The sequence below is a fragment of the Clostridium sp. AM22-11AC genome (assembly GCF_003473545.1).
Classification (GTDB): domain Bacteria; phylum Bacillota; class Clostridia; order Lachnospirales; family Lachnospiraceae; genus Enterocloster.
Genome location: NZ_QUCM01000017.1, coordinates 24,351 through 47,317 on the forward strand (window position 1 = coordinate 24,351; position 22,967 = coordinate 47,317).

The 22,967-nt window shown below is 44.7% G+C and carries 20 protein-coding genes, 1 other RNA gene and 1 pseudogene; 20 read left to right on the plus strand and 2 right to left on the minus strand.

The window, feature by feature from the left end:
- Positions 1-31: 31 nt before the first annotated feature.
- Positions 32-2,473, plus strand: coding sequence for a homocysteine S-methyltransferase family protein (locus DW251_RS13185; protein WP_118301419.1), 2,442 nt, complete (start codon positions 32-34; stop codon positions 2,471-2,473).
- 149 nt (positions 2,474-2,622) lie between these two features.
- Entirely contained in the window at positions 2,623-2,874 is a 252-nt protein-coding gene (locus tag DW251_RS13190; protein ID WP_118301420.1) for a hypothetical protein, read from the plus strand.
- 154 nt (positions 2,875-3,028) lie between these two features.
- On the opposite strand, the gene DW251_RS13195 is transcribed toward DW251_RS13190, so the two are convergent.
- Entirely contained in the window at positions 3,029-3,757 is a 729-nt protein-coding gene (locus DW251_RS13195; protein ID WP_118301421.1) for a Crp/Fnr family transcriptional regulator, read from the minus strand.
- Positions 3,758-3,884: 127 nt separating this feature from the next.
- Here DW251_RS13195 and deoD point away from each other — a divergent pair, with 127 nt between their 5' ends.
- From deoD to ade, 7 genes are all read left to right on the plus strand, one after another.
- Positions 3,885-4,601: a purine-nucleoside phosphorylase gene (gene deoD / locus DW251_RS13200; RefSeq protein ID WP_118301422.1), complete on the plus strand. Its 717-nt coding sequence runs from the start codon at positions 3,885-3,887 to the stop codon at positions 4,599-4,601.
- A gap of 157 nt (positions 4,602-4,758) precedes the next feature.
- Positions 4,759-5,562: a DUF368 domain-containing protein gene (locus DW251_RS13210; RefSeq protein WP_243034958.1), complete on the plus strand. Its 804-nt coding sequence runs from the start codon at positions 4,759-4,761 to the stop codon at positions 5,560-5,562.
- Between the two features lie 67 nt (positions 5,563-5,629).
- Entirely contained in the window at positions 5,630-6,169 is a 540-nt protein-coding gene (locus DW251_RS13215; RefSeq protein ID WP_118301424.1) for a hypothetical protein, read from the plus strand.
- 163 nt (positions 6,170-6,332) lie between these two features.
- Positions 6,333-6,530 carry a YjbQ family protein gene (locus DW251_RS17995; protein WP_243034960.1) on the plus strand — a complete coding sequence of 66 codons (198 nt, stop codon included), beginning with the start codon at positions 6,333-6,335 and terminating at the stop codon, positions 6,528-6,530.
- A gap of 57 nt (positions 6,531-6,587) precedes the next feature.
- Positions 6,588-6,770 carry a nucleoside hydrolase gene (locus tag DW251_RS18380; RefSeq protein WP_243034963.1) on the plus strand — a complete coding sequence of 61 codons (183 nt, stop codon included), beginning with the start codon at positions 6,588-6,590 and terminating at the stop codon, positions 6,768-6,770.
- Positions 6,736-7,446: a nucleoside 2-deoxyribosyltransferase gene (locus tag DW251_RS13225; protein ID WP_243034964.1), complete on the plus strand. Its 711-nt coding sequence runs from the start codon at positions 6,736-6,738 to the stop codon at positions 7,444-7,446. Before DW251_RS18380 ends, DW251_RS13225 begins: the two co-directional genes overlap by 35 nt.
- 87 nt (positions 7,447-7,533) lie before the next feature.
- On the plus strand, positions 7,534-9,285 hold the full coding sequence (ade, locus tag DW251_RS13230; RefSeq protein ID WP_118301426.1) for an adenine deaminase: 1,752 nt from the start codon (positions 7,534-7,536) through the stop codon (positions 9,283-9,285).
- Here the strand turns inward: ade and DW251_RS13235 are convergent.
- Complete coding sequence (locus DW251_RS13235) at positions 9,282-10,637, minus strand: MATE family efflux transporter (RefSeq protein WP_021869577.1); 1,356 nt, start codon at positions 10,635-10,637, stop codon at positions 9,282-9,284. The two genes, ade and DW251_RS13235, sit on opposite strands and share 4 nt — an antisense overlap.
- 182 nt (positions 10,638-10,819) lie before the next feature.
- Between DW251_RS13235 and DW251_RS13240 the strand changes: the two genes are divergently transcribed.
- The 11 genes and pseudogenes from DW251_RS13240 (at position 10,820) to DW251_RS13290 (ending at position 22,822) form a co-directional block, all read left to right on the plus strand.
- Complete coding sequence (locus DW251_RS13240; protein WP_118301427.1) at positions 10,820-11,497, plus strand: HAD family hydrolase; 678 nt, start codon at positions 10,820-10,822, stop codon at positions 11,495-11,497.
- Complete coding sequence (locus DW251_RS13245; RefSeq protein WP_347474666.1) at positions 11,490-12,650, plus strand: metal ABC transporter substrate-binding protein; 1,161 nt, start codon at positions 11,490-11,492, stop codon at positions 12,648-12,650. Before DW251_RS13240 ends, DW251_RS13245 begins: the two co-directional genes overlap by 8 nt.
- Positions 12,651-12,665: 15 nt before the next feature.
- Positions 12,666-13,340 (plus strand): annotated as a pseudogene (locus DW251_RS13250) (metal ABC transporter ATP-binding protein); the annotation flags it as partial.
- Between the two features lie 163 nt (positions 13,341-13,503).
- Positions 13,504-14,322: a metal ABC transporter permease gene (locus tag DW251_RS13255; RefSeq protein ID WP_118301428.1), complete on the plus strand. Its 819-nt coding sequence runs from the start codon at positions 13,504-13,506 to the stop codon at positions 14,320-14,322.
- A gap of 204 nt (positions 14,323-14,526) precedes the next feature.
- Positions 14,527-15,759, plus strand: a complete 1,233-nt coding sequence (locus DW251_RS13260; RefSeq protein WP_118301429.1) for a CobW family GTP-binding protein — start codon at positions 14,527-14,529, stop codon at positions 15,757-15,759.
- Between the two features lie 12 nt (positions 15,760-15,771).
- Complete coding sequence (locus tag DW251_RS13265; protein ID WP_021869583.1) at positions 15,772-16,731, plus strand: GTP-binding protein; 960 nt, start codon at positions 15,772-15,774, stop codon at positions 16,729-16,731.
- 478 nt (positions 16,732-17,209) lie between these two features.
- Positions 17,210-18,907 carry a DEAD/DEAH box helicase gene (locus DW251_RS13270; RefSeq protein WP_118301430.1) on the plus strand — a complete coding sequence of 566 codons (1,698 nt, stop codon included), beginning with the start codon at positions 17,210-17,212 and terminating at the stop codon, positions 18,905-18,907.
- A gap of 117 nt (positions 18,908-19,024) precedes the next feature.
- Positions 19,025-19,474: a Cys-tRNA(Pro) deacylase gene (gene ybaK, locus DW251_RS13275; protein ID WP_243034969.1), complete on the plus strand. Its 450-nt coding sequence runs from the start codon at positions 19,025-19,027 to the stop codon at positions 19,472-19,474.
- A gap of 101 nt (positions 19,475-19,575) precedes the next feature.
- Positions 19,576-20,073 (plus strand): cytidine deaminase, encoded by a 498-nt coding sequence (gene cdd / locus DW251_RS13280; RefSeq protein ID WP_118301432.1) that lies wholly within the window; start codon positions 19,576-19,578, stop codon positions 20,071-20,073.
- 154 nt (positions 20,074-20,227) lie between these two features.
- Positions 20,228-20,407: non-coding RNA, 6S RNA (gene ssrS / locus DW251_RS13285), on the plus strand.
- A 90-nt stretch (positions 20,408-20,497) separates the two neighbouring features.
- Entirely contained in the window at positions 20,498-22,822 is a 2,325-nt protein-coding gene (locus tag DW251_RS13290; RefSeq protein WP_021869176.1) for a SpoIID/LytB domain-containing protein, read from the plus strand.
- Positions 22,823-22,967 lie beyond the last annotated feature (145 nt).

A 22,967-nucleotide genomic window follows, 5' to 3' on the forward strand; every position in this document is an offset into this window, starting at 1 on the left:
ATCAGATAAAATAGATCAAAAGAGGTTTAATATGAGCATTTTAGATGAAATGAAAGTGCGCCGCCTGTATTGTGACGGCGGTATGGGAAGTCTGCTGCAGGCTGCGGGACTTGCTGCCGGTGAACTGCCAGAGCGCTGGAATATTTCCCATCCGGAAGTTATTACAGATGTGCACAGAAAATACCTGGCAGCAGGTGCGGATATTATGACTACCAATACCTTTGGCGCCAACCGGTTAAAATATGACAAGGACGGGGAGCTAAAGGCCATTGTAGAGGCAGCTATTGCCAATGCAAGAAAAGCGGTAGAGGAAGCTGGCAGAGGCTATGTAGCCCTGGATCTGGGGCCTACAGGAAAGCTTTTAAAGCCACTGGGCGATCTGCCATTTGAGACTGCTGTATCTTTATACAAAGAGGTAGTTTCCATTGGCGCGGCAGCAGGCGCTGATCTGGTGCTCATTGAGACCATGAGTGACAGCTATGAGTTAAAGGCTGCTGTTTTAGCTGCAAAAGAGGCTGGCATTAACCCGGAAACAGGAGTAAGACTGCCAATCTTTGCTACTGTTATTTATGATGAAAAAGGCAAATTGCTTACTGGCGGAAATGTAGAGTCCACCGTAGCGCTGTTAGAAGGTCTGGGAGTAGACGTTCTGGGCGTAAACTGCGGTCTGGGACCGGAACAGATGAAGGGGATCGTAAAAGATATCCTGGAAGTTTCTTCTACCCCGATCCTGGTTAACCCAAATGCAGGACTTCCAAGAAGTGAAAATGGAAAGACCGTATATGACGTAGATCCAAAAGACTTTGCTGCTGTGATGGAAGAGATTGTAAGAATGGGCGCTGTGATCACCGGCGGCTGCTGTGGTACAACACCAGATCACATCCATGCCATGGTAGAACTGACAAAGGATATCCCAGTGCAGATGCCGGAAAAGAAGCACCGCACGGTCATTTCTTCCTATTCCCAGGCAGTTGTATTTGATAAAAAGACCATTATCATTGGCGAGCGTATCAATCCTACAGGAAAATCCAAATTTAAACAGGCTCTCCGTGACCACAACCTGGAATATATCCTTCGTGAAGGTGTGACCCAGCAGGATAATGGCGCAGATGTCCTGGACGTAAACGTAGGTCTTCCGGAGATCGATGAGCCTTCCATGATGGAAGATGTGGTAAAAGAACTGCAGGCGGTCATTGATCTGCCATTACAGTTAGATACCTCCAGTGCAGAGGCTATGGAGCGGGGCCTTCGTGTATACAACGGAAAGCCTCTGATCAACTCTGTCAATGGTAAAAAAGAGGTTATGGAACAGATCTTCCCGCTGGTTGCAAAATACGGCGGTGTTGTTGTAGGACTTTGTCTGGATGAAGACGGCATTCCTGAGACTGCAGAGGGAAGAATTGCAGTAGGAAAGAAGATCATTGACACAGCTGCTGCTTATGGAATTGGACCGGAAGATATTATTTTAGACGGTCTTTGCATGACGGTAAGCTCTGACAGCCAGGGAGCGATCGTTACTCTTGAAACTCTTAGAAAGATCCGTGATGAATTAGGCGGAAAGTCTGTTTTAGGTGTATCCAATATCTCCTTTGGACTTCCTCAGAGAGAGATCATCAACGGTGCTTTCTTTACCATGGCAATGGAAAGCGGTTTAAGCGCTGCCATTATCAATCCGAACTCTGAAGCTATGATGCGGGCTTATTATAGCTTTAACGCATTGATGAACCTGGATCCTCAGTGCAGTGAATATATCAGCATTTACAGTGGCCAGACTGCAGGTCTGGGACAGACCATTGGAAAAGGTGGAAAGGGTGCCGGAGGTTCCGGTGCAGCCGGAAATGGCGGTGCAGGGAGCACAGGAAGTCTTGGAAATGCCATTGAAAGAGGTTTAAAAGAAGTAGCAGTAGAAAGCGTAACTGCTCTTTTAAAGGAAAAAGAAGCCCTGGATGTGATCAATGAAGAGATCATCCCGGCACTGGACCATGTAGGAAAAGGCTTTGAGAAAGGTACTGTTTTCCTTCCACAGCTGTTAATGAGTGCGGAAGCAGCCAAAGCAGCCTTTGAAGTGATCAAAAATGCCATGGCAGGCAGCGGAGAGACCCAGGAAAAGAAAGGTACCATTATCCTTGCAACTGTCAAAGGCGATATCCATGACATTGGAAAGAACATCGTAAAGGTTCTTCTGGAAAACTACAGCTACGATGTGATCGATCTTGGAAAAGATGTTCCGCCGGAGACAGTAGTAGAAGAAGCTGTAAGCCGCCATGTACCATTAGTAGGCTTAAGCGCCCTGATGACTACTACAGTTCCAAGCATGGAGGAGACTATTAAGCAGCTGCGTGAAAGCGCCCCGTGGGTAAAAGTCATGGTAGGCGGGGCAGTGCTTACTCAGGAGTATGCAGATACCATTGGAGCAGATGCGTATTGCAAAGATGCTATGGCATCTGTACACTATGCGGAGACAGTTATATAATGTAATGAGTCCAAAAGAAAAGCAAGCCATTAACGAAGGTTCGTGAAACTACCATTTATTACCAGGTAATTTTCCAGAAAAATGTGATAATATAGTTTTGTAACATAAATGAAATAAATTTGTAACAAAATGAAAGCGAGGACAAAACTATGTTATCAGTATCCACAATGGCACTTGCAGCAATGATCGGCTCCGCATGCGTACCTAACGCAAATCAGGCGTGTAACGTAAACAGCTGTACATATGATCAGGCAAACTGCATTCAGGCAGAATGCGCTGCAAACGGCGGACAGGACTTAAACTGCCTGTTAAATGGTCTTGGTGCATGCCTTCAGGATGGCTGCCAGAATGGAAATGTAAGACCAGCCGGAGTATCCGGCCTGGAAAGCTGCAGAAGATAAGAGCATTGGATTTTGCAATAAGCAATGTTACAAAAGAAAAATAGATAAATAAGTATGAGAAAAGACCGTCTGTTCAAAAGAAAGAGCAGGCGGTCTTTCACGTTATGCATTAGTAAAGAATTGTGTTGGGTGGTTTTGCGGGCTGAGTTATCGATCACAGAAAAGTGCTGGCCTGTTTCTCACTGATCCAGATCTTCCCCTTGTTTAAATGAATGATCTCTTCATCCACAAGTTCCTGAACCGTCCTGTTTACTGTCCGTACCGAGCAGCCAAGATGTGCTGCGATCTCCGGCCTGGTGAAGGGGATACGGATGGGATAGACGGAACCGGGTTTTGGATTACCATTGCTGTTTTCCGTATGTGTGCTGTCATTTACAGCCGGTGTCACCTGTTCTTTCAGAAAGACCAGCATGCGGGTGCGGTTGTCCGCAAAAAGGTTCTGGCGCTGGAACTGAGCCTGGGCTACCAGCTGGGTGATGATCATGCAGCTTCTGAGAAAAAGAGCGTGGGAGTCACTTCGCAGCCAGGTCATATATTCCGCTGCAGGGATCACCAGGCAGAGGGAATCTTCAAGTGTAGTCAGTGTTACCAGACGGGGCTGTTTTTCGGTGAAAAATTCGTAATCACCAACTATGTCCAGAGCACGTATCTCCGTAAAATGATAAGGTATATTTGCCACATGTTCCTCAACCGCTTCCAGACGGCCTTTTAAAAGGATATACACATGGGCGCAGCTGTCCCCTGCAGCTACCAGACGGCTGCCTTTTTTATAAGAGCGCAGCATCAGCACCGTCTGTATATAAGGCGGAGCAAATTTAAAGAAATTCTCTAAAAAGCTTTTTTGTTTTAATGTAAATGGATAATTAAATTTATTGATATTCAACAAAACTGCCACATGTCCTTTTTTTAATTATGATATCATTTTATAATATAAGTGTCAAAAGGTCTTTTGATATAGGTACATTGAAAGACTCCGGGAGTACATAAAATAAAAAAGGAGGAAGTTTATTATGGGAACACCACACAATCAGGCGGAAAAAGGTGAGATCGCAAAAAAGGTATTGATGCCGGGGGATCCTCTTCGTGCTAAATTCATTGCAGAGAATTTCCTTACAGATGCAAAGCTGGTCAATGAAGTCCGTGGGGCATATGCATACACAGGTACTTATAAAGGGGAAAAAGTAACTGTTATGGCAAGCGGAATGGGAATGCCGTCTATAGGAATTTATTCCTATGAGCTGTTTTCTGTTTATGATGTAGACCAGATCATACGTATTGGTTCTGCAGGCGCTTATGTATCGGAATTGAATTTAGGTGATGTAGTGCTGGAAGAAAGTGCATGGAGTGAATCTACTTTTGCACATACCCAGAATGGCTACGATAAAGATACCATCTATCCGGATCCGAAATTAAACGCTCATATTTTAGAGGCTGCAAAGCGTAATCATATTACTGTAAAGCCTGTAAAAGTACATTCCAGTGATGTATTTTATACAGAGCCAAATGTAGACGGCTACAAAGAGATCAGCGCAAAACATGGTTGTGCCTGCGTGGAAATGGAAAGCTTTGCACTGCTCCACAATGCAAATGTGCTCCACAAAAAAGCAACCTGCCTGCTGACCATCTCTGACTCTATGCCAAAGAATGAGCATGCAACAGCAGCAGAACGCCAGACTTCCTTTACAGACATGATGACTGTTGCATTAGAGGCTTGTCTGGACCAGTAAGGAAGGTTCTGCCTGCGTCAGCAGGCAGTAAAGCGGGTAAGCATGAGGTTCGTAGGTCTGATGTATAAAATCCTGTAATTTTCCATAAAATCCCATAAAGAGTAAATTATGCTCTGGCAATGCAAATGTGTCAGAGGCAAAAAGGGGATCATATAAAATGGAAAAAAATGGAAAAACTTTCATCAAAGGCCTTGTGATCGGCGCAACCATGACGGTACCAGGCGTCAGCGGCGGTTCTATGGCTATGGTCTTAGGGATCTATGACCGCCTTTTAAAACATGTCAGTGAAATAACAAAATATCCAAAAGAAAGTCTCACATTTCTGCTCTGGTTTGCAGCCGGAGCAGGAAGCGGGGCTTTTTTGTTTTCCAGAGGGATCAGCTGGCTTTTAACCACAAGGGCAGAAGGAATTTTATGTTTCTTCTTCCTGGGAGCAGTATCAGGGGGAATTCCCATGATCTTAAAAAGCGCCAGTGTAAGCCGTATCAGGGGAAGAGAACTGATATGTATCCTTACAGGAATCCTCACAGCCCTTCTTATAGCCCTGATCCCTCAGGGAATGTTTGCTCCTGGAACAGAAAACACTCCCATGCATCTGCTTTTCCAGCTTGCAGGAGGCTTTATCATAGCAGTTGCCTTAGTCCTTCCGGGCATCAGCGCCTCCCAGATGCTCTATATGCTTGGAATTTATGAAAGTACCTTAAAAGCCATCAGCAGTCTGGATATTTTGGCGCTTCTTCCCTTAGCTGTTGGTGGTATTATGGGAACCTATCTTACAGCCCGTATTCTGGAGCAGCTGATCAAAAAGCACAGGGAAGCCACTTTTTTAATGATCCTGGGCTTTATGCTGGCATCGCTGCCTGAACTTCTGCCAGGTCATTTAGCACAAGAAAACCTGCTGTTTTGCGTGATGGCGCTGGCAGCAGGTTTTATAGGTGTTTATTTTGTTACATTAAAATGAAAGCGGGTAAAGTCACCAAGCCAGGTAGTGCTGGAATACTCAATGGCCTTTAAGAGGCTGCTACACCATGGATGAAGCCATGGATATGCGCTTTGACATGGTAGCACAGGGAAAGGCTCTGGGTGAGCTGCTTCCTGATATGTGCAGACAGGTTTACGATATTGCTGAAAAATGGAAAAATATGGAAGCTTATGACTTCGTAGGAACGGGCTTTGACTATGCTGCTGCATGGTTTGGACATGCAAAAGTATTTGAGGCACTGGGAAAATATGCCATGCACATTAATTCAGAAGAATGGCTCCATATGAATTTCTTTATGAGAAATGTGGACAAGATCGGAACCATTATCGTTGCAAACACGACTAACCCGGCCATGAGCCGCAACAAAGAACTGATCAAGTTTGCCCATAATCTGACACGCCCGTTAATGGTGATCACAGATGGGGGTAAAGAAGATTTCGGCGTAGATACCAACTATGTAAAGGTTCCTAAGACAAAATATGCCATTAATATGCCACTGACCCAGTTTGCGCCGATCTGTCTGTTATGCGGTTATATCATGGATATGATCGGAGAAGAGGACGGCAGAGGCTGCAAGGGCGTATAGAAGATCGCAGACGGCGCAAGATGCATCCGCGAAAGCGAAATGATCGTGCAATAGAGTACGAATGCACTAGAAGAGAAAACAAAGGGGAACATTATGTTAAAAAAGATAAATATTTCTACAAAAAAATGATATTTTTGAGATCACGTCTGATGTAAAAAAGATCGTGGAAGAGTCCGGTGTAAAAGAGGGAACCTGTGTGGTGTACACACCTCATACTACAGCAGCGATTGTATACAACTCCGGTGTGAACCTGGTAGCCATCGGTCTGGACGTTGCAACCCATTTTGATGTAAATTTGACAGAAAATGATATTGCAGCTTTGGATAAAAGTGATAAAATGGAAGCAGGATTTCTCCGCTAGGATATCCGATTTGTCAATAGAAGAGGTTTTGAGGCTTATTGTACGGTCATTGACTGTATGGCTGTTGCCTATGCCATTGACGAATCACTGATCGAAACCTTTGAAGGAAGAGCAGGAATTGAGACGAAAGATGGTCTTACACTGGGAAATACAGTGGTTGACTACCGTTATCACCATGTATGGGAAGATCTTCCGAAAGTTAAGATTGCAAGGACCGCACGGAAAAGAGGCTCCTTATAAAGACCTTCCATTCAGTCCATGTATCATTGCTTCTACAAAGATCGCAGAAGGGGATTACGGCGATTGTCTGAAAATGCTGATGACAGACATTGAGGAAGAGAAGAAATATAAGGGACTGCGGGGATACAGCGTGGATTATACCGCTGCAAAGACTTACAAGTCAGACCGTCCGGTAGTTTATCTGGCTGGGCCGGAGCGTTATGACAAGGATGCCAAAGAACTCTATAAGAAGAGAAAAGAGTTATGTGCTTCTTATGGACTGCAGGCTTTTACACCGGCAGACTGGGCAGAAGGCGTGGAAAAAATGGATACGGACTGCCCTTATACAGCAGCCGCAAACCAGTTTGACAGCTGGCAGCAGCATGTACGTAACTGTGACGCTATTATTGCAGACTTAAATGATTATCGGGGATATGAGTGCAGCAATGATGTGGCTTTTGAGTGCGGAATGGCCTTTCAGTTAGGCAAAAAAATGTACGGCTATGTAGATGATATCCGTCCGGCAAAGGAGAAGGTTCCTAATCTGGGGCCGGAACATGAATACAGGGATATGACCGGAGCTAATGTAGAGGATTTTAACTATCCGGTCAATCTTATGTTCTCCTGTTCCATGGACATTAGAGAGGGAAAATTTGAAGAAGTTATCAAAGAAATAGCAAAAGATCTATATAAATAATGTACTCCCAGGTGCAGTATTACTCTTAGAAACTTTACATTTTAGGGGAAAAGAATTCCGGGGGTATATACGAGAGGAGGGGGATACATGAAAACATGTAAGTTGCTCAGAGAGCAGGTGGCAGCTGCCACAGGAAGCAAAAAAGCAGAACTGGTGCTGAAAAATGCACAGATCGTCAATGTATTTACCCAGTCAGTGGAAACAGGGGACATTGCCATTGAGGGCGGATACATAGTAGGAATTGGAAATTATGAGGGAATAACAGAAAAAGATCTGGGCGGAGCTTATGTGTGTCCCGGCTTTTTAGACGGACATATCCACATTGAAAGCTCCATGACCTCCCCAGGGGAGTTTGAACGGGCTGTTGTTCCACATGGCACCATTGCCGTGATCACAGATCCCCATGAGATCGCCAATGTGGCAGGAACGGCAGGGATCCGGTTTATGATGCAGTCAGCGCAGAAGCTGGATCTGGATGTGTATTTTATGCTGCCTTCCTGTGTGCCTGCTACCGATTTAGACGAGTCAGGGGCAGAACTTCTGGCAAGAGATCTGGAGCCATTTTACGCAGATGAAAAGGTTCTGGGCCTTGCAGAAATGATGAATGCCTTTGGCGTGACCCACGGGGATAAGGGGTGCTTTGAAAAGCTTGTACAGGCACGTTCCCTGAAAAAAGCCATTGATGGCCATGCACCGGCTCTTTCCGGAAAAGAGCTAAATGCCTATGTTACTGCAGGAATCCGCTCTGACCATGAGTGTTCGGATTTTGAAGAGGCAAAGGAAAAATTTGCCAGAGGCCAGTGGATCATGATCCGTCAGGGAACAGCGGCAAAGAACTTAAAAGCTCTTATGGGAATGTTTGAGGACCCCTATTATCAGCGGTGTCTGCTGGTAACAGATGATAAGCATCCGGGAGACTTGATCCGTATTGGTCATATTGATGCCATTATCAGAGAAGCAGTTTCCATGGGTGCTGATCCCATCCGTGCGATCCGCATGGGTACTTTAAATGCAGCAGCTTATTTTGGACTGCATGATATGGGCGCTGTGGCACCTGGTTATAAGGCAGATCTGGCAGTTTTTGATGATCTGAGAACTCTTAATGTAAAACAGGTATACAAAGGTGGAAAACTGGTGGCAGAAAATGGAAAAATGCTCCATCAGAAAGAAAAAAATACAGACTGGTCCACAGAGATCAAAGAACGTGTATTCCATTCCTTCCACAGAGTTCCTATTACAGTGGAAGAGCTGCAGTTAAAAGAAACCACAGGAACCCATCAGCGGGTCATTGACATGGTAGCCCATGAACTGATCACAAAAGAGCGGATCGAAGAGTGGAAAGAACTGCCAGGCGTTGCTCCCGGTGTAGATATAAGCCGCGACATCGTAAAACTGGCTGCCATTGAACGGCACAAAAATACAGGCCATGTAGGACTGGGATTTTTAGGAAAATACGGCTTAAAGAAAGGTGCCGTAGCCACCAGCATCGGACACGATTCCCACAATCTTGTCATCGCCGGAGTTACAGACGAAGACATGGTCCTTGCAGGCAATCGTGTGATCGAAAATGGAGGTGGCCTTGCCATTGCCCTTGAGGGCAAAGTATTGGCAGATCTGCCGCTGCCCATCGGCGGTCTCATGGCAGACGAACCGGTAGAAGTGGTAGATGAAAAGCTGGAGCATATGAAGAAGCTTTCTGTAGAGCTGGGCATTTCAGAAGATATTGATGCTTTCATGACACTGGCATTTATCAGCCTTCCGGTTATTCCAAAGCTGAGACTGAATACATATGGAGTGGTAGATGTGGAGAAGCATCAGGTGGTGGAAGCCAGGTTTTAGATCTTCTTTTTCACATTTAATCCTACTTTCCAGTAGTAAATGATCAGCAATATACTGCATAACACCCATCCTAAAGGATATCCAAGGGCGGTAGCGGTAATATTATTGAAGTATTTTGAAATAAAGTAAAGATAGATCTGGCGGAAGACGATAAAGCTTCCCATCATAATGACCATAGGGGTGACGGAGTTTCCGGCACCCCTTAATGCGTTTGCGAAGATCTGGTTGAAACTGATGGCCAGATAGAATGGCATCATTAAACGGATAAAATGGATACCGTAGGTCAGCACTTCCGGTTCATTGGTGAACAGAGAAGCAAGGAATGGGGCAAAAATGATCACAGGTGCCATCAGGATCAGGGCTGTTGCAATGGAGATGAATAATGCAACCGTGGTTCCCTTTCTGGCACGTTTCATATTGTCAGCGCCAAGGTTCTGTCCTACAAAGGTGGTAACTGCCAGACCGATACTCTGGATCGGAAGCAGACAGAACTTATCCAGTTTTCCATAGGTTGTCCAGCCAGCCATGCAGGAGGAGCCGAAATGGTTGATATAGGACTGAACAAATACATTGGAAAAAGAAGTAACAGCGATCTGAAGTCCTGCAGGAAAGCCAATACGGAAGATAGACATGGCAGTTCCTTTGTGGATATGCAGGTCTTTCCAAATTAATCTGTATGAGCTTTTTTCCCGCGTAAGGATCACAAGGACCAGTATCGCTGAGATCCATTGGGAAAGAATGGTAGCGTAGGCAACACCTTCAACACCTGCGTGAAAAACGATCACAAAAAGCAGGTCAAAAAAGATATTTCCAAGAGCGCAGACCATAAGAATATATAAAGGACGTCTGGAGTCACCCACAGCCCTCAGGATACCGGAACCCATATTGTAAAGCATCAGGCCGGAAATACCTGCAAAATAGATGCGCAGATACTGGGATGCCTCCGGAAGAACATCTTCCGGTGTATCCATTAACTGGAGAAATACAGGGGATAAAAGCAGTCCGGCAATGGTAAAGACTACAGATAATACAAGGGTCAGTGCAATGGTAGTATGTACAGCGCGATGAAGAGCCTTGTCATTCCCGCTGCCAAAACTGTGGGCGATCACTACACCTGCGCCGGTAGAAAGACCGGTAAAGAACCCGATGATCGTATTGATGATACAGTCTGTGGAACCAACCGCTGCCAGAGCCGTTTTACTGACAAAATTTCCCACAACAATACTGTCAACCGTGTTATAAAATTGCTGGAACAGGTTGCCTACAAAGAGGGGAAGGGCGAACGTGATCAGGAGTTTGGTGATATTGCCTTCGGTCATTTTCTGGCTTTTCGGTGATGGGGTAGAAGACATGGTGGTTTGTTCCTTTCTGTAGTATGTAGGTGTGTCTTGTTTTTCTTTCGGGACCATTATAGTATAACATACTTTAAGCTGAAAAAATCAGTTCTGGAAAAATCTTTATTTCTATGCTATGATTACCCCGATACGATTTCGACAAAAATAGAAACAGCAGATAAAAGAAAGGTGTGATCATCATGTATAAATGCTGTATATTTGATCTGGACGGAACATTGGTGAACTCTATTTATGCTTTGAAACGTTCTGTAGACCTGACACTGGGCCATTTTGGACTGGGGCCGATCTCTATTGAAGATACCAAGCAGTTTGTAGGAGATGGCTATAAAAAGCTGGTAGAACGTTCCCTGATAGCATATGGGGATAAAGAACTGACTTATTATAAGGAAGCGTTGGATGTATATAATGAAGTTTTTAAGGACTGTTGTCTTTACAAAGTAGAAGCATATGAGGGAATTCCACAGCTTCTGGATTTCTTAAAAGAACATGGCATACTGGCAACCGTACTGTCCAATAAACCTCATCAGAGAGCCCTTGAGAATGTAGCCCATGTATTTGGAGATCATACATTTGACAAGGTATACGGAGAGAGAGAAGCATTAGGCATCCGCAAGAAACCGGCTCCCGACGGTGTAGTGGCTCTGATCGAAGAACTGGGGCTTAAAAAAGAAGACTGTTTGTATCTGGGAGATACTAATACAGATATGGAAACAGGACAGGCAGCCCAGGTAGATACAGTAGGTGTGACCTGGGGCTTTCGTCCGAGAGAAGAGCTGGAGGCATTTAAGCCAAAGCTTGTAGCAGAGTCTCCTTTCCAGGTGATAGATTTTATAAAGGCAGTGAACCACATTGAATAAATTTGAAGTGAATAATTTAAAACGTAATTTAAATAAGAAGAAACGCAGCTTAAAAACATATATCGTGAGCATTTTTCTCACGATGTGTTGCATCCTTCTTTCCGGCTGCGGTATATCTGGTACAGTGGGACAGAATTCGTCAAAGGTATCCGATGAAAAAGATACCCGCCCATTGGTAGTGACTACTATTTTTCCATACTATGATTTTGTCCGCCAGATCGCAGGGGACAGAGTAAGACTGAAAATGGTAGTTCCTGCAGGAATGGATAGTCATTCATTTGAGCCCACACCTGCAGATATGATCACCATGCAGCAGGCAGATCTGATGGTTTGCAACGGTGGAGAGATGGAACAGTGGGTGGAAAAAGTAGTAGCTTCCCTGGATACGGAGAACATGAAAGTCCTTACGATGATGGACTATGTAGATGTACTGGAAGAGGAGATCGTGGAAGGAATGGAAGATAATGAACATTCCCATGATGACCATGGTCACGCTCACGAAAATGAGGAAGAAGATCATGATCACAGTGAAATGGATCATAGTCGTCCTGACGATGAGATAAAAACTCATGAGAATTTATCTCAAATTACTTTTGACGATCATGATGGTCATGAAATGGACATTGAATATGACGAACACATCTGGACCTCACCAGCCAATGCCATGAAGTTAGTGGAAGTGATCACAGAAACTTTAAAAGAAGTATCTCCGGAGAATGCTTCTTATTTTGAAGAAAACAAAAACAGCTATGAAACAGAACTAAAAAGTCTGGATGATGAGTTTAAGGATATTGTGGCAAATGGCCGTCACCGTATGATCGTGGTAGCGGACAAGTTTCCGTTCCGGTACTTTGCCCAGGAATATGGTCTGTCTTACAGAGCAGCATTTTCCGGCTGCAGTACAGATACAGAGCCAAGTGCAAAAACCATTGCTTATCTCATTGACCGTATAAAGGAAAATCAGATCCAGGCAGTATTTTATCTGGAACTTTCCAGTCACCGGACGGCAGATATCATCAGTGAAGAAACAGGAGCAAAACCCCTTCTCCTTCATTCCTGCCATAATGTAACAAGAAGGCAGTTTGATGAAGGCGTTACCTATCTGCAGCTGATGAAGCAGAATGCAAAAAATCTGCAGGAAGCACTTTTATAGGAGGAATGATCAAAAATGGAACCATTGATCAAATGTGAGCATGTTGATCTTGGATACGAAAATCAGGATGCGGTTATAAATGTAAATATGGAAGTCTGCCCTGGGGATTATCTGTGTATCGTAGGTGAAAACGGGTCTGGCAAAAGTACCCTGATCAAGGGACTTTTGGGGCTGTTAAAGCCATCCGGCGGCAAACTGACCGTAGCAGAAGAATTAAAAACAACAGGAATTGGCTATCTGCCCCAGCAGACAGCAGCTCAGAAAGATTTCCCTGCTTCTGTAAGAGAAGTCGTTTTAAGCGGCTGCTTAAGCAGAAGAGGCAGACGCCCTTTCTATTCTAAAACAGAAAAGGACATTGCATCTGCCAATATGGAAAAACTGGGTATTACCCAGTTGGCGAACCAGTGCTACAGGGAGTTATCCGGCGGACAGCAGCAGAGAGTGCTGATCGCAAGAGCTCTCTGCGCCACCAGGGAACTTCTTATTTTAGATGAGCCGATCACCGGTCTGGACCCGATGGCAATCCAGGATTTCTATTCCATGATCCGCAAATTAAACAGGGAAGATAAAGTAGCTATTATCATGGTCTCCCATGACTTAAGAAATGCAGTAGAGGAAGCCAACAAGATCCTCCACCTTCAGAAACAGGTGCTTTTCTACGGCCCGGCCCACGATTATATGAACAGTAAGGCAGCAGGCCATTTCTTCCATGAAAAAGAACAGGGTGAGTGTCTGCCAACGGCAGCCTGCCATATGGCAAAAAATGTGGATGGTCTGGAAAACAATGAACAGAAGTGTTCCTGCGGACATACCCACGCACACAGTTCCCAGAAGATAGAAGGAGGAAATACCCATGAACGTGCTTAGTGAAATGTTATCTTATCCATTTATGGTGCGGGCATTATTCGGCGGTATGCTTGTATCTTTGTGCGCCTCCCTTTTGGGAGTGAGCCTGGTGTTAAAACGCTATTCCATGATCGGTGACGGACTTTCCCATGTATCCTTTGGAGCCCTTTCCATTGCCCTGGCTATGGGCTGGTCCCCTTTAAAGGTATCGATCCCGGTAGTTGTGCTGGCGGCATTTTTCCTTCTGCGTATTACAGAAAACAGCCGGATCAAAAGTGATGCAGCCATTGCCATGATCTCTGCCAGCTCTCTGGCTATCGGTATTATCGTTACATCCTTAACAACAGGAATGACCACAGATGTAAGCAGCTATATGTTTGGAAGCATTTTAGCCATGACCAAAGAAGACGTGGCCTTATCAGCAGTATTGTGCATCATTGTACTGGGCCTGTTTGTACTTTGCTACAACCAGGTATTTGCAGTTACCTTTGATGAGAACTTTGCAAAAGCAACCGGTGTAAATGTAGGTGCCTACAATATGCTTATTTCCGTGCTTACAGCCGTTACCATTGTCCTTGGCATGCGTATGATGGGAGCCATGCTGATCTCAAGCCTTGTGATCTTCCCATGCCTTACCTCTATGCGCGTGTTTAAAAGCTTTACCAGCGTAGTGATCTCTTCCGGAATTCTTTCCCTGGTATGCTTTTTGCTGGGAATGATGGCTTCCTATCAGTTTTCCACACCAGCAGGCGCCAGTGTAGTAGTGGTAAATCTCATTGCCTTCGGTTTGTTTTCCATGTGGCAGGTATTAGGCAGGAAACGGTAAAAAGCATAAAATCAGCATAAAACCAACATGCAGACCAGTGTTAATGAGAAAGAGGGGCCCATTACTTGACATTAAGGTCAGGTTGTGCCAAAATATCTAATTGACAGATTGAACAAACGGGATCATAAGATCCCATTGCAAAATGCTTTTCTAATTCTAATTCTAATTTAAAGAAGGCATTAATAAAGAAAGAAGGAACATACGATGACAAAGATCGATATTATTTCCGGTTTCCTTGGAGCTGGAAAAACTACTTTTATTAAGAAGCTTTTACAGGAGGCTATTTCCGGTGAGCAGGTAGTCCTCATTGAAAATGAATTTGGCGAGATCGGTATTGACGGCGGATTTTTAAAAGACTCCGGTATCGAGATCCGTGAGATGAACTCCGGCTGTATCTGCTGCTCCTTAGTAGGTGATTTCGGAAAATCCTTATCTGAGGTACTGACCAAGTACAAACCAGACCGTATCATCATCGAACCATCAGGCGTTGGCAAGCTTTCCGACGTTATGAAGGCTGTTATTGATGTATCTGCAGATATGGACGTTGCATTAAACAGCGCAGTTACCATCGTAGATGCTGCAAAGTGCAAAATGTATATGAAGAACTTCGGTGAATTCTTCAACAACCAGATCGAGAATGCAGGAACTGTTGTACTCAGCCGTACAGATATTACTGATACTGCAAAGATCCAGAAGGATGTTGAGATGATCCGTGAGAAAAATCCAAAGGCTGCTATCGTTACCACTCCATTAGCAGAATTGGGCGGAAGCCAGCTTCTTGAGATCATCGAGAAGAGAGATACCATGTTAGATGACCTGTTAGAGGAAGTAAGAGAAAGCCATCATCACCATGATGATGATGACGATGACTGCTGCTGCGGTCACGACCATGATCATGAGCACCATCACCACCATGATCACGATGATGATTGCTGCTGTGGCCATGACCACGATCATGATGAAGACGAAGAACACGAACATCACCATCATCATGACCACGATGACGATTGCTGCTGTGGCCATGACCATGATCATGAGCATCATCACGATCATGATGAAGACGAAGAACATGAACATCACCATCATCATGACCACGACGATGACTGCTGCTGTGGCCATGACCATGATCACGAACATCATCATCACCATCATGCAGACGAAGTATTCACCAGCTGGGGTATGGAGACCATCGTTCCTGTAACAAAGGATCAGCTGGAAGATATCTTAAAGCGTCTGGCAGAGACCAAGGAATTTGGCGATGTTTTAAGAGCAAAGGGAATGCTTCCTACAGAAAATCCTGGCGAGTGGCTGTACTTTGACCTGGTACCGGAGCAGTATGAGATCCGTGACGGAAAGCCGGATTACACAGGTAAGGTTTGTGTCATCGGTGCCAGCCTGAAGGAAGAAGAATTAAACAAAGTATTCGGAAGAGGCTAATGAGGTTTAAAAATGGGAAATAACGAGATAGATGAAGATGTAATGCCCGTATTTCTGATCAACGGTTTTCTGGAAGCTGGAAAAACCCAGTTTCTGGAATTTACCATGGACCAGGAATACTTCCAGACAGAGGGAAAAACACTTCTGATCGTCTGCGAAGAAGGGGATACAGAATATGATGAAAAGAAGTTAAAGAAGCATCAGACTGCTGTTGTATATGTAGATGAACTTTCCAAACTGACACCGGCTTACTTAAATGAGCTGGAAGTGATCTACCGCCCGGAGCGTGTGCTCTTAGAGTGGAACGGTATGTGGAACCAGGACGAGCTGAAACTGCCGGATGACTGGAACATTTACCAGCAGATCACCATTATCGATGGTTCTACCTTTGATCTGTACATCCAGAATATGAAGCCGCTCCTTGGCGCTATGCTTCGTAATTCCGAACTGGTCATTGTAAACCGCTGCGATGGAATTGCAGATGAGAAGCTGACTTCCTATCGCCGTACCATCCGCGCTATGAGCCGTGAAAGCGAGATCGTTCTGGAAGATAAGAACGGCGAGATCGAGCAGGCAACCCTGGAAGAAGATCTTCCATATGATATCAATGCAGATGTAATTGAGATCAAGCCTGCAGACTACGGTATCTGGTACATCGACTGTATGGATCAGCCGGAACGCTACAAAGGAAAGACCGTTGAATTTACCGCAATGGTATTAAAAAGCCCGAAATTCCCAAAGGGACAGTTCGTTCCGGGACGTATGGCTATGACCTGCTGTGAGGCAGATATGACATTCTTAGGTTTCATGTGCAAATGGAAAGACGCAGAAAAGTACAAGACCAAAGAATGGGTAAAGGTACGCGCTAAAGTCGGCGTAGAATACCAGAGAGATTACCACGGCGAAGGACCTGTCCTCTATGCCGAAAATGTGGAAAAAGCCGCTGAGATCAAGGACATTGTGCAGTTCTAGTGATGTTCTTGTGAAAATGCTATTTTCAGGAAGTGTAAGGAAGAACAGTTGTGTAAGTTCTTACATTGACATGAAAACAAAACTCTGATATAGTTATTGATTGTACGAAAGTGAGAGGATGAAAGGCCTGCATGTGCGTGCCGTTTTCGCCTCTCATTTTCTTGCTATTGCATGTTAAAAATATATGATAACTTCGATTGCACTAAGTTCGTGGAATACCTCACTAAGTGCAACGAAGTGCTTTCGCACGTAAGTGTTCTGGAAGACGAACGCTTACGTGCTCAATGCAGGAATATGGGCCGTTTTCAACCTGTCGATTGTCCACATCCTGAGTGCAGATGTACGAATGTGGCGGATGCAATCCGACACAGGCGAACATGTGCAAATCGAAGGCCAGTGGACAATGACATGTTGAAAAATTAAGGCCCATATTCCTGTGGAACTTAGATTAAGAATAGAAAGAGGATATTTACAATTAATGGATGTAACAAAATTTGAAGAATTACAGTTAGATGACCGTATCATAAGAGCTATTACCGAGATGGGCTTTGAAGAAGCTTCTCCGATCCAGGCTCAGGCGATCCCTGTTGTATTAGAAGGCAGAGACATGATCGGTCAGGCACAGACAGGAACAGGAAAGACCGCTGCTTTCGGACTTCCTCTGTTACAGAAGGTAGACCCGAAGGTAAAGAAGCTTCAGGCCGTTGTCCTGCTTCCAACCAGAGAGCTGGCAATCCAGGTAGCTGAAGAACTGCGCCGTTTTGCAAAATTTATGCACGGCATCAAGGTTCTGCCTGTATACGGCGGTCAGGACATTGTCCGTCAGATCCGCGCCTTAAAAGATGGCACCCAGATCGTAGTAGGAACCCCGGGCCGTGTGATGGATCATATGCGCCGTAAGACCGTAAAAATGGACCATGTACATACCGTAGTTTTAGACGAAGCAGACGAAATGTTGAACATGGGCTTTTTAGAGGATATGGAGACCATTTTAAGCCAGCTGCCGGAAGAGCGCCAGACCCTGATGTTCTCCGCAACCATGCCTCAGGCCATTGCTGACATTGCAAAGAAGTTCCAGAAAGATCCGGTAACAGTCCGCGTGATTAAAAAAGAACTGACTGTACCGAAAGTGACCCAGTATTATTATGAAGTAAAGCCAAAAAACAAAGTAGAGGTTATGTGCCGTCTGTTAGACATGTACTCCCCAAAGCTGTCTATCATATTCTGCAACACCAAGCGCCAGGTAGATGAACTGGTTCAGGCACTTCAGGGAAGAGGTTATTTTGCAGAAGGCCTTCATGGTGATTTAAAGCAGGTACAGCGTGACCGCGTTATGGAAAGCTTTAGAAACGGACGTACCGATATCCTGATTGCTACAGACGTAGCAGCAAGAGGCATTGACGTAGGAAATGTAGAAGCTGTATTTAACTACGATATCCCACAGGATGATGAATATTATGTACACCGTATCGGTCGTACCGGAAGAGCAGGAAGAGAAGGAAAGGCATTCAGCCTGGTAGTTGGCAAGGAAGTTTACAAGCTTCGTGACATCCAGCGCTACTGCAAGACCAAGATCATCCCACAGGCCATCCCGTCCTTAAATGACATTACCGAGATCAAGGCAGACAAGATCTTAGATCAGGTTCAGGACATTTTAAATGACGCAGATCTCACAAAGATCGTAAATATCATTGAAAAGAAGCTGATGGAAGATGATTACACTTCCTTAGATCTGGCTGCAGCCCTCTTAAAAATGAGCATGGGCGATGACAATGAAGATATCATTGATAACTATATGCCTGCAAGATCCTTAGACGATCTGGACAGCTATGGCAGAAATTCCAGAGGCAGAGACCGTGGCAGAAATAACAGCCGCCGCAAAGGCGCTACCGACCGAGCAGCTGTTGACTATGTATTAAACGGCGGTGAAGAGCGCATGGCAAGACTGTTCATCAATATCGGTAAGTCCCAGCGTGTAACACCGGGAGATATCCTGGGCGCAGTTGCAGGAGAGTCCGGTATTCCAGGACGTCTGGTAGGAAGTATTGATATGTATGACGGCTATACTTTCGTAGATGTACCGGCTGAATATGCAGAAGATGTATTAAATGCCATGAGCCATGCCCGCATCAAAGGCAAACATATCCACGTAGAAAAAGCAAATTCCAAACGATAAAAATTCAAATCAGAAAAGTAAAAGACACTCTGAAACCTACCAGAGTGTCTTTACAATATGCAGGGAGTGATAAATTTGAAAGGAAAAAAAGCAGAAGCAGAAGTAAGGACCAACGTAATGAGGCTGTTAGACGCAGCAGGGATCCATTATGAAACAGGAACATATGAAGTAGATGAAAATGACCTTTCCGGCAGCCATGCTGCTGACCTGATGGGGATCGATCATGACCAGATGTATAAGACCCTTGTATTAAAAGGGGAGAAAAAGGGATATCTTGTATGCTGTATCCCGGTAGATGAAGAACTGGACTTAAAGAAAGTGGCAAAAGCAGCGGGAGAGAAGAAAGTGGAGATGATCCACGTAAAAGATATGTTAGGTATCACCGGTTACATCCGGGGCGGCTGTTCTCCAATCGGAATGAAGAAAAAATTTCCAACATATATTGAAGAAACTGCCCAGTTATATGATACAATTATGGTAAGCGCAGGACAGAGAGGCGTACAGGTCACTGTAAGTCCGGAAGACCTGAGGGAGTATGTAGACGGAACCTTTGTTGGACTTGTGTAGGTGATGGTTACGATCGTCTCAAAACGGTCTCAAAAGATAGAATACCTTAATGCAGGTTTGTAAATGAAATCAGGTATCACGGAAAACGGACTGCGCTTTTGATGGCATATTATGCAGATAACATCCGAAAGGAGGAACGCAATATGGAGAAAAAACAGGCAGTTGTTACCTCAGACACCCTTACAAAAGAGCAGATCAGGGAACTGGCGGCAAAATCCCTTGCAGGTATTAAAAACTCCTATGCCCCTTATTCCCATTTCCACGTTTCCGCCGTCCTTCTTAGTGAAAACGGCAATATCTATACAGGAAATAACATAGAAAATGCCGCCTACACCCCTTCTGTATGCGCCGAGCGCTGCGCTTTCTTTAAAGCAGTCAGCGAAGGAGAACGTGACTTTGCAGCTATTGCCCTTTGCGGCGGCTTAAAGGGAGTAGTAAAGGATTACTGTGCCCCTTGTGGCGTCTGCCGCCAGGTGATGCGGGAATTCTGTAAGCCGGATTTTAAGATCATTATGGTAAAGTCCGAAGAAGAGTGGAAGGTATATACCTTATCCCAATTGTTGCCGGAAGGTTTTGGACCGGAAAATCTTCGGGCGTAGATCCGGCAGGACAATACGGGTGTTACAGTTCAGCTTAATACCTGAAATCAAGACGCAAATACTAACAATATATAACAATATTAACTAAAAAAACAGGCTTGAAAAACATAAAATGTTGGGTTATAATAGCACCATAATAAATGAAGCGCATATGTGATACCTGGGATGTGCGAAGTTCTTACCAATTTTGAACCTACATTAGACTAAAGGGATTCCAATATTTTTAAGCGGATGTCATGCCTCCTTTTTAAGCGTGGAAGGCAGAAGTTTAAGTGAGGTTGCCCACCTAGCATTGCTAGGCGTCAATAAGTAAGAGACGGCATCTTGGGGTCACAGAAGATAAAAGCAGCGAGGTTCTCGCTGCTTTCTTTTTGTAGTACATGGGCTTGCTGAATATACTTGTGCGAATAAGGTGACAGATATTATGAAAATGATCGGGAAGTTAAATGAAAAGGATCTAAAGATCAACAAAAAACAGATGATTTTGTGGATGGGAGGAATACTGGCGGCAGTGATCCTGCTTATGGTGTTCATTGTAAAAGTGGAACCTCCTGCAGAAGGAATATCCAGGGCAGAAGCAGCCAAAGCCCTGGCTCTGGTTTTTGAAGATCCCCAGACCTTGGAAGATATGGCTTCTGAACGGGAAAATTCCTCTTTTACAGACAAGGAAAAGGGAAACTGGTTTGTAAAATATATGGATTATCTTTATGAAAAAGGTTATCTGGATACAGAGATCACACCGGCGACTCTTACTTCTGCCCAGGGAAATCTTACATATGAGGATGTAAATACGGTAGCAGAAAAGCTGTCATCCGGCCTTGAAAAACAGGTGGGAATGACCAGAGGGAATAAGAAAAAGACATTTTCAAGAAATGACTGGTGGGAGCTTTATAAGGCCATTGTAAAAGAGACGGACAAAGATGGAAATATGAAAGAAGTTTCCGCTGTTTTGTTTGGCACACCTTCTAATATGGAACAGGCCGAAAGCTGGACTGCTTATACAACAGAAGGTACCTTTGGCTTTCAGGGACTGGCTCTGGACGCATATCTTGACTGCGAGATCCGTTTCTGGGCCAGAGGCCAGGAAATGGCAGGTATGACCCAGATCGTAAGCGAGGAGCCTGTTTATAAGAATATATGGGTCTCTGATGTAAAAAAAGATCAGTTTACGGTTTACATCGGCAAATATGTAAGAACTTTTACAGCAGAAGGTAAACTGGCATCCCAGGCAGAAGAGAAGAATGAAGAACTGAGATCCTGTGTGGCTGACCTGCATATGGAAAAGGGAAAGCTGAAAAAGATCACTGTGAAAAAAGAACGGGTCCGTGGAAAGGTCCTTGCAGTGACGGATGAGTCTATTGAACTGGAAGGCTATGGCTGCGTACCCATCGATGACAATTTTCATGTATACAAGACCTACGGGGATTTCCAGGTCCTTGGAAAAGGAAACATCCTGGTAGGTTATGATCTGCAGGAATTTGTGGCAGCTGACGGAAAGCTTTGTGCCGCTGTTCTGGAACAGCCATTTGATGCGGAAACCATCCGCGTCCTGATCATGGATAATGGTTTTAAGCAGATCTTTCATGATACCATAGAACTTACTGCAAATTGCGATGGGGAACTGATCTACGAAAAGGAAAACGGAGAAAATCAGGAAAGCTCCTTTAAGAAAGGGGATACATTCTCCTACGAAGCATCTGATAAAAAGCTGGAAAACGGACGTATGATCTTAAAACCGGAAGACAGTGAAGGAATTACCGTCACTTCCTTAGAACGTGGCCAGGGACAGCCTACTTACAGTGGTTCTATAGAAGTGAAAGCAGAAGAGGGCGGCTTAGTCCTTATTAACGAGTTGTACCTGGAAGATTATTTAAAGAAGGTAGTTCCAAGTGAAATGCCTGCGTCTTATGAAAAAGAGGCATTAAAAGCCCAGGCAGTGTGTGCCCGGACTTATGCCTACCGCCAGATCCAGGGAAATGCCTACGGGCAGTATGGTGCCCATGTGGATGACAGCACCAATTTCCAGGTGTACAACAATATAAGTACCAGCGAGCGTACAGACCAGGCAGTAAATGAGACCTGTGGACAGATGCTTTTCTATAATGATAAGCCCATAGAAGCCTTTTATTATTCCACTTCCTGCGGCCATGGGGCAGATGGAAGTGTATGGGGCAATGAAGGGGCGGCTCTGCCCTACCTGCGTTCCATGCAGATCAAAAAAGGCGCAAGAGAGCTGACTATGGAAGATAATGATACTTTTGATGATTACATACGGTCAAAAAACATTACTTCTTATGATGCTTCTTATCCTATGTTCCGCTGGCATGTGGATATTAAAGCCAGTATCCTTTCCGCACAGATCCCGGGAGTGGGAAATGTAACCGATGTAAATGTAGTATCCAGAGGTTTAGGCGGCATTGCTTCTGAAGTAGAAGTAAAAGGCGATGGAGGAAGCTACAAGATCAAAGGCCAGAGCCAGGTAAGAAGTATGCTTGGAAATACGGAACTTGTAATAAAGAAACAGGACGGAAGCGATATGACAGGAACGGCAGCCCTTCCAAGTGCGTTTATTTCCGTTGAGAAGCGCACGGCAGAGGACGGAAGCATTGTATTCCGGGTATACGGCGGCGGTTTCGGACATGGAGTTGGAATGAGCCAGAACGGCGCCCACAGCATGGCAAAGGCAGGAAAGACGTATAAAGACATCCTTGATTTTTTCTATCATGGAGCGGAGATCAGGACAGAATAAGACCGATGTGTCTGGCTGGCAGCCGGAGGCAGAGACCTGGTCTGGGAAAACAGAATACGGGCATAAAAAAACACGGTTTAGGAAACGGAAATATTTCCTGACCGTGTTTTTTAGTTGTTATGTATCTGGAAGCAGCTGCCGGTGA

What these genes read in the sequence shown, in the direction of transcription:
- DW251_RS13215 (WP_118301424.1), top strand. Translation starts at nt 5,630, where the DNA reads ATGGATGAAGCCATGGATATGCGCTTTGACATGGTAGCACAGGGAAAG.
- ybaK (WP_243034969.1), top strand. Translation starts at nt 19,025, where the DNA reads ATGAGGCTGTTAGACGCAGCAGGGATCCATTATGAAACAGGAACATAT.
- DW251_RS18380 (WP_243034963.1), top strand. Translation starts at nt 6,588, where the DNA reads ATGGCTGTTGCCTATGCCATTGACGAATCACTGATCGAAACCTTTGAA.
- DW251_RS13265 (WP_021869583.1), top strand. Translation starts at nt 15,772, where the DNA reads ATGGGAAATAACGAGATAGATGAAGATGTAATGCCCGTATTTCTGATC.
- DW251_RS13210 (WP_243034958.1), top strand. Translation starts at nt 4,759, where the DNA reads ATGGAAAAAAATGGAAAAACTTTCATCAAAGGCCTTGTGATCGGCGCA.
- DW251_RS13270 (WP_118301430.1), top strand. Translation starts at nt 17,210, where the DNA reads ATGGATGTAACAAAATTTGAAGAATTACAGTTAGATGACCGTATCATA.
- cdd (WP_118301432.1), top strand. Translation starts at nt 19,576, where the DNA reads ATGGCATATTATGCAGATAACATCCGAAAGGAGGAACGCAATATGGAG.
- DW251_RS13290 (WP_021869176.1), top strand. Translation starts at nt 20,498, where the DNA reads ATGAAAATGATCGGGAAGTTAAATGAAAAGGATCTAAAGATCAACAAA.
- DW251_RS13255 (WP_118301428.1), top strand. Translation starts at nt 13,504, where the DNA reads ATGAACGTGCTTAGTGAAATGTTATCTTATCCATTTATGGTGCGGGCA.
- DW251_RS13260 (WP_118301429.1), top strand. Translation starts at nt 14,527, where the DNA reads ATGACAAAGATCGATATTATTTCCGGTTTCCTTGGAGCTGGAAAAACT.
- ade (WP_118301426.1), top strand. Translation starts at nt 7,534, where the DNA reads ATGAAAACATGTAAGTTGCTCAGAGAGCAGGTGGCAGCTGCCACAGGA.
- DW251_RS13190 (WP_118301420.1), top strand. Translation starts at nt 2,623, where the DNA reads ATGTTATCAGTATCCACAATGGCACTTGCAGCAATGATCGGCTCCGCA.
- DW251_RS13240 (WP_118301427.1), top strand. Translation starts at nt 10,820, where the DNA reads ATGTATAAATGCTGTATATTTGATCTGGACGGAACATTGGTGAACTCT.
- DW251_RS13185 (WP_118301419.1), top strand. Translation starts at nt 32, where the DNA reads ATGAGCATTTTAGATGAAATGAAAGTGCGCCGCCTGTATTGTGACGGC.
- DW251_RS13235 (WP_021869577.1), bottom strand. Translation starts at nt 10,637, where the DNA reads ATGTCTTCTACCCCATCACCGAAAAGCCAGAAAATGACCGAAGGCAAT.
- deoD (WP_118301422.1), top strand. Translation starts at nt 3,885, where the DNA reads ATGGGAACACCACACAATCAGGCGGAAAAAGGTGAGATCGCAAAAAAG.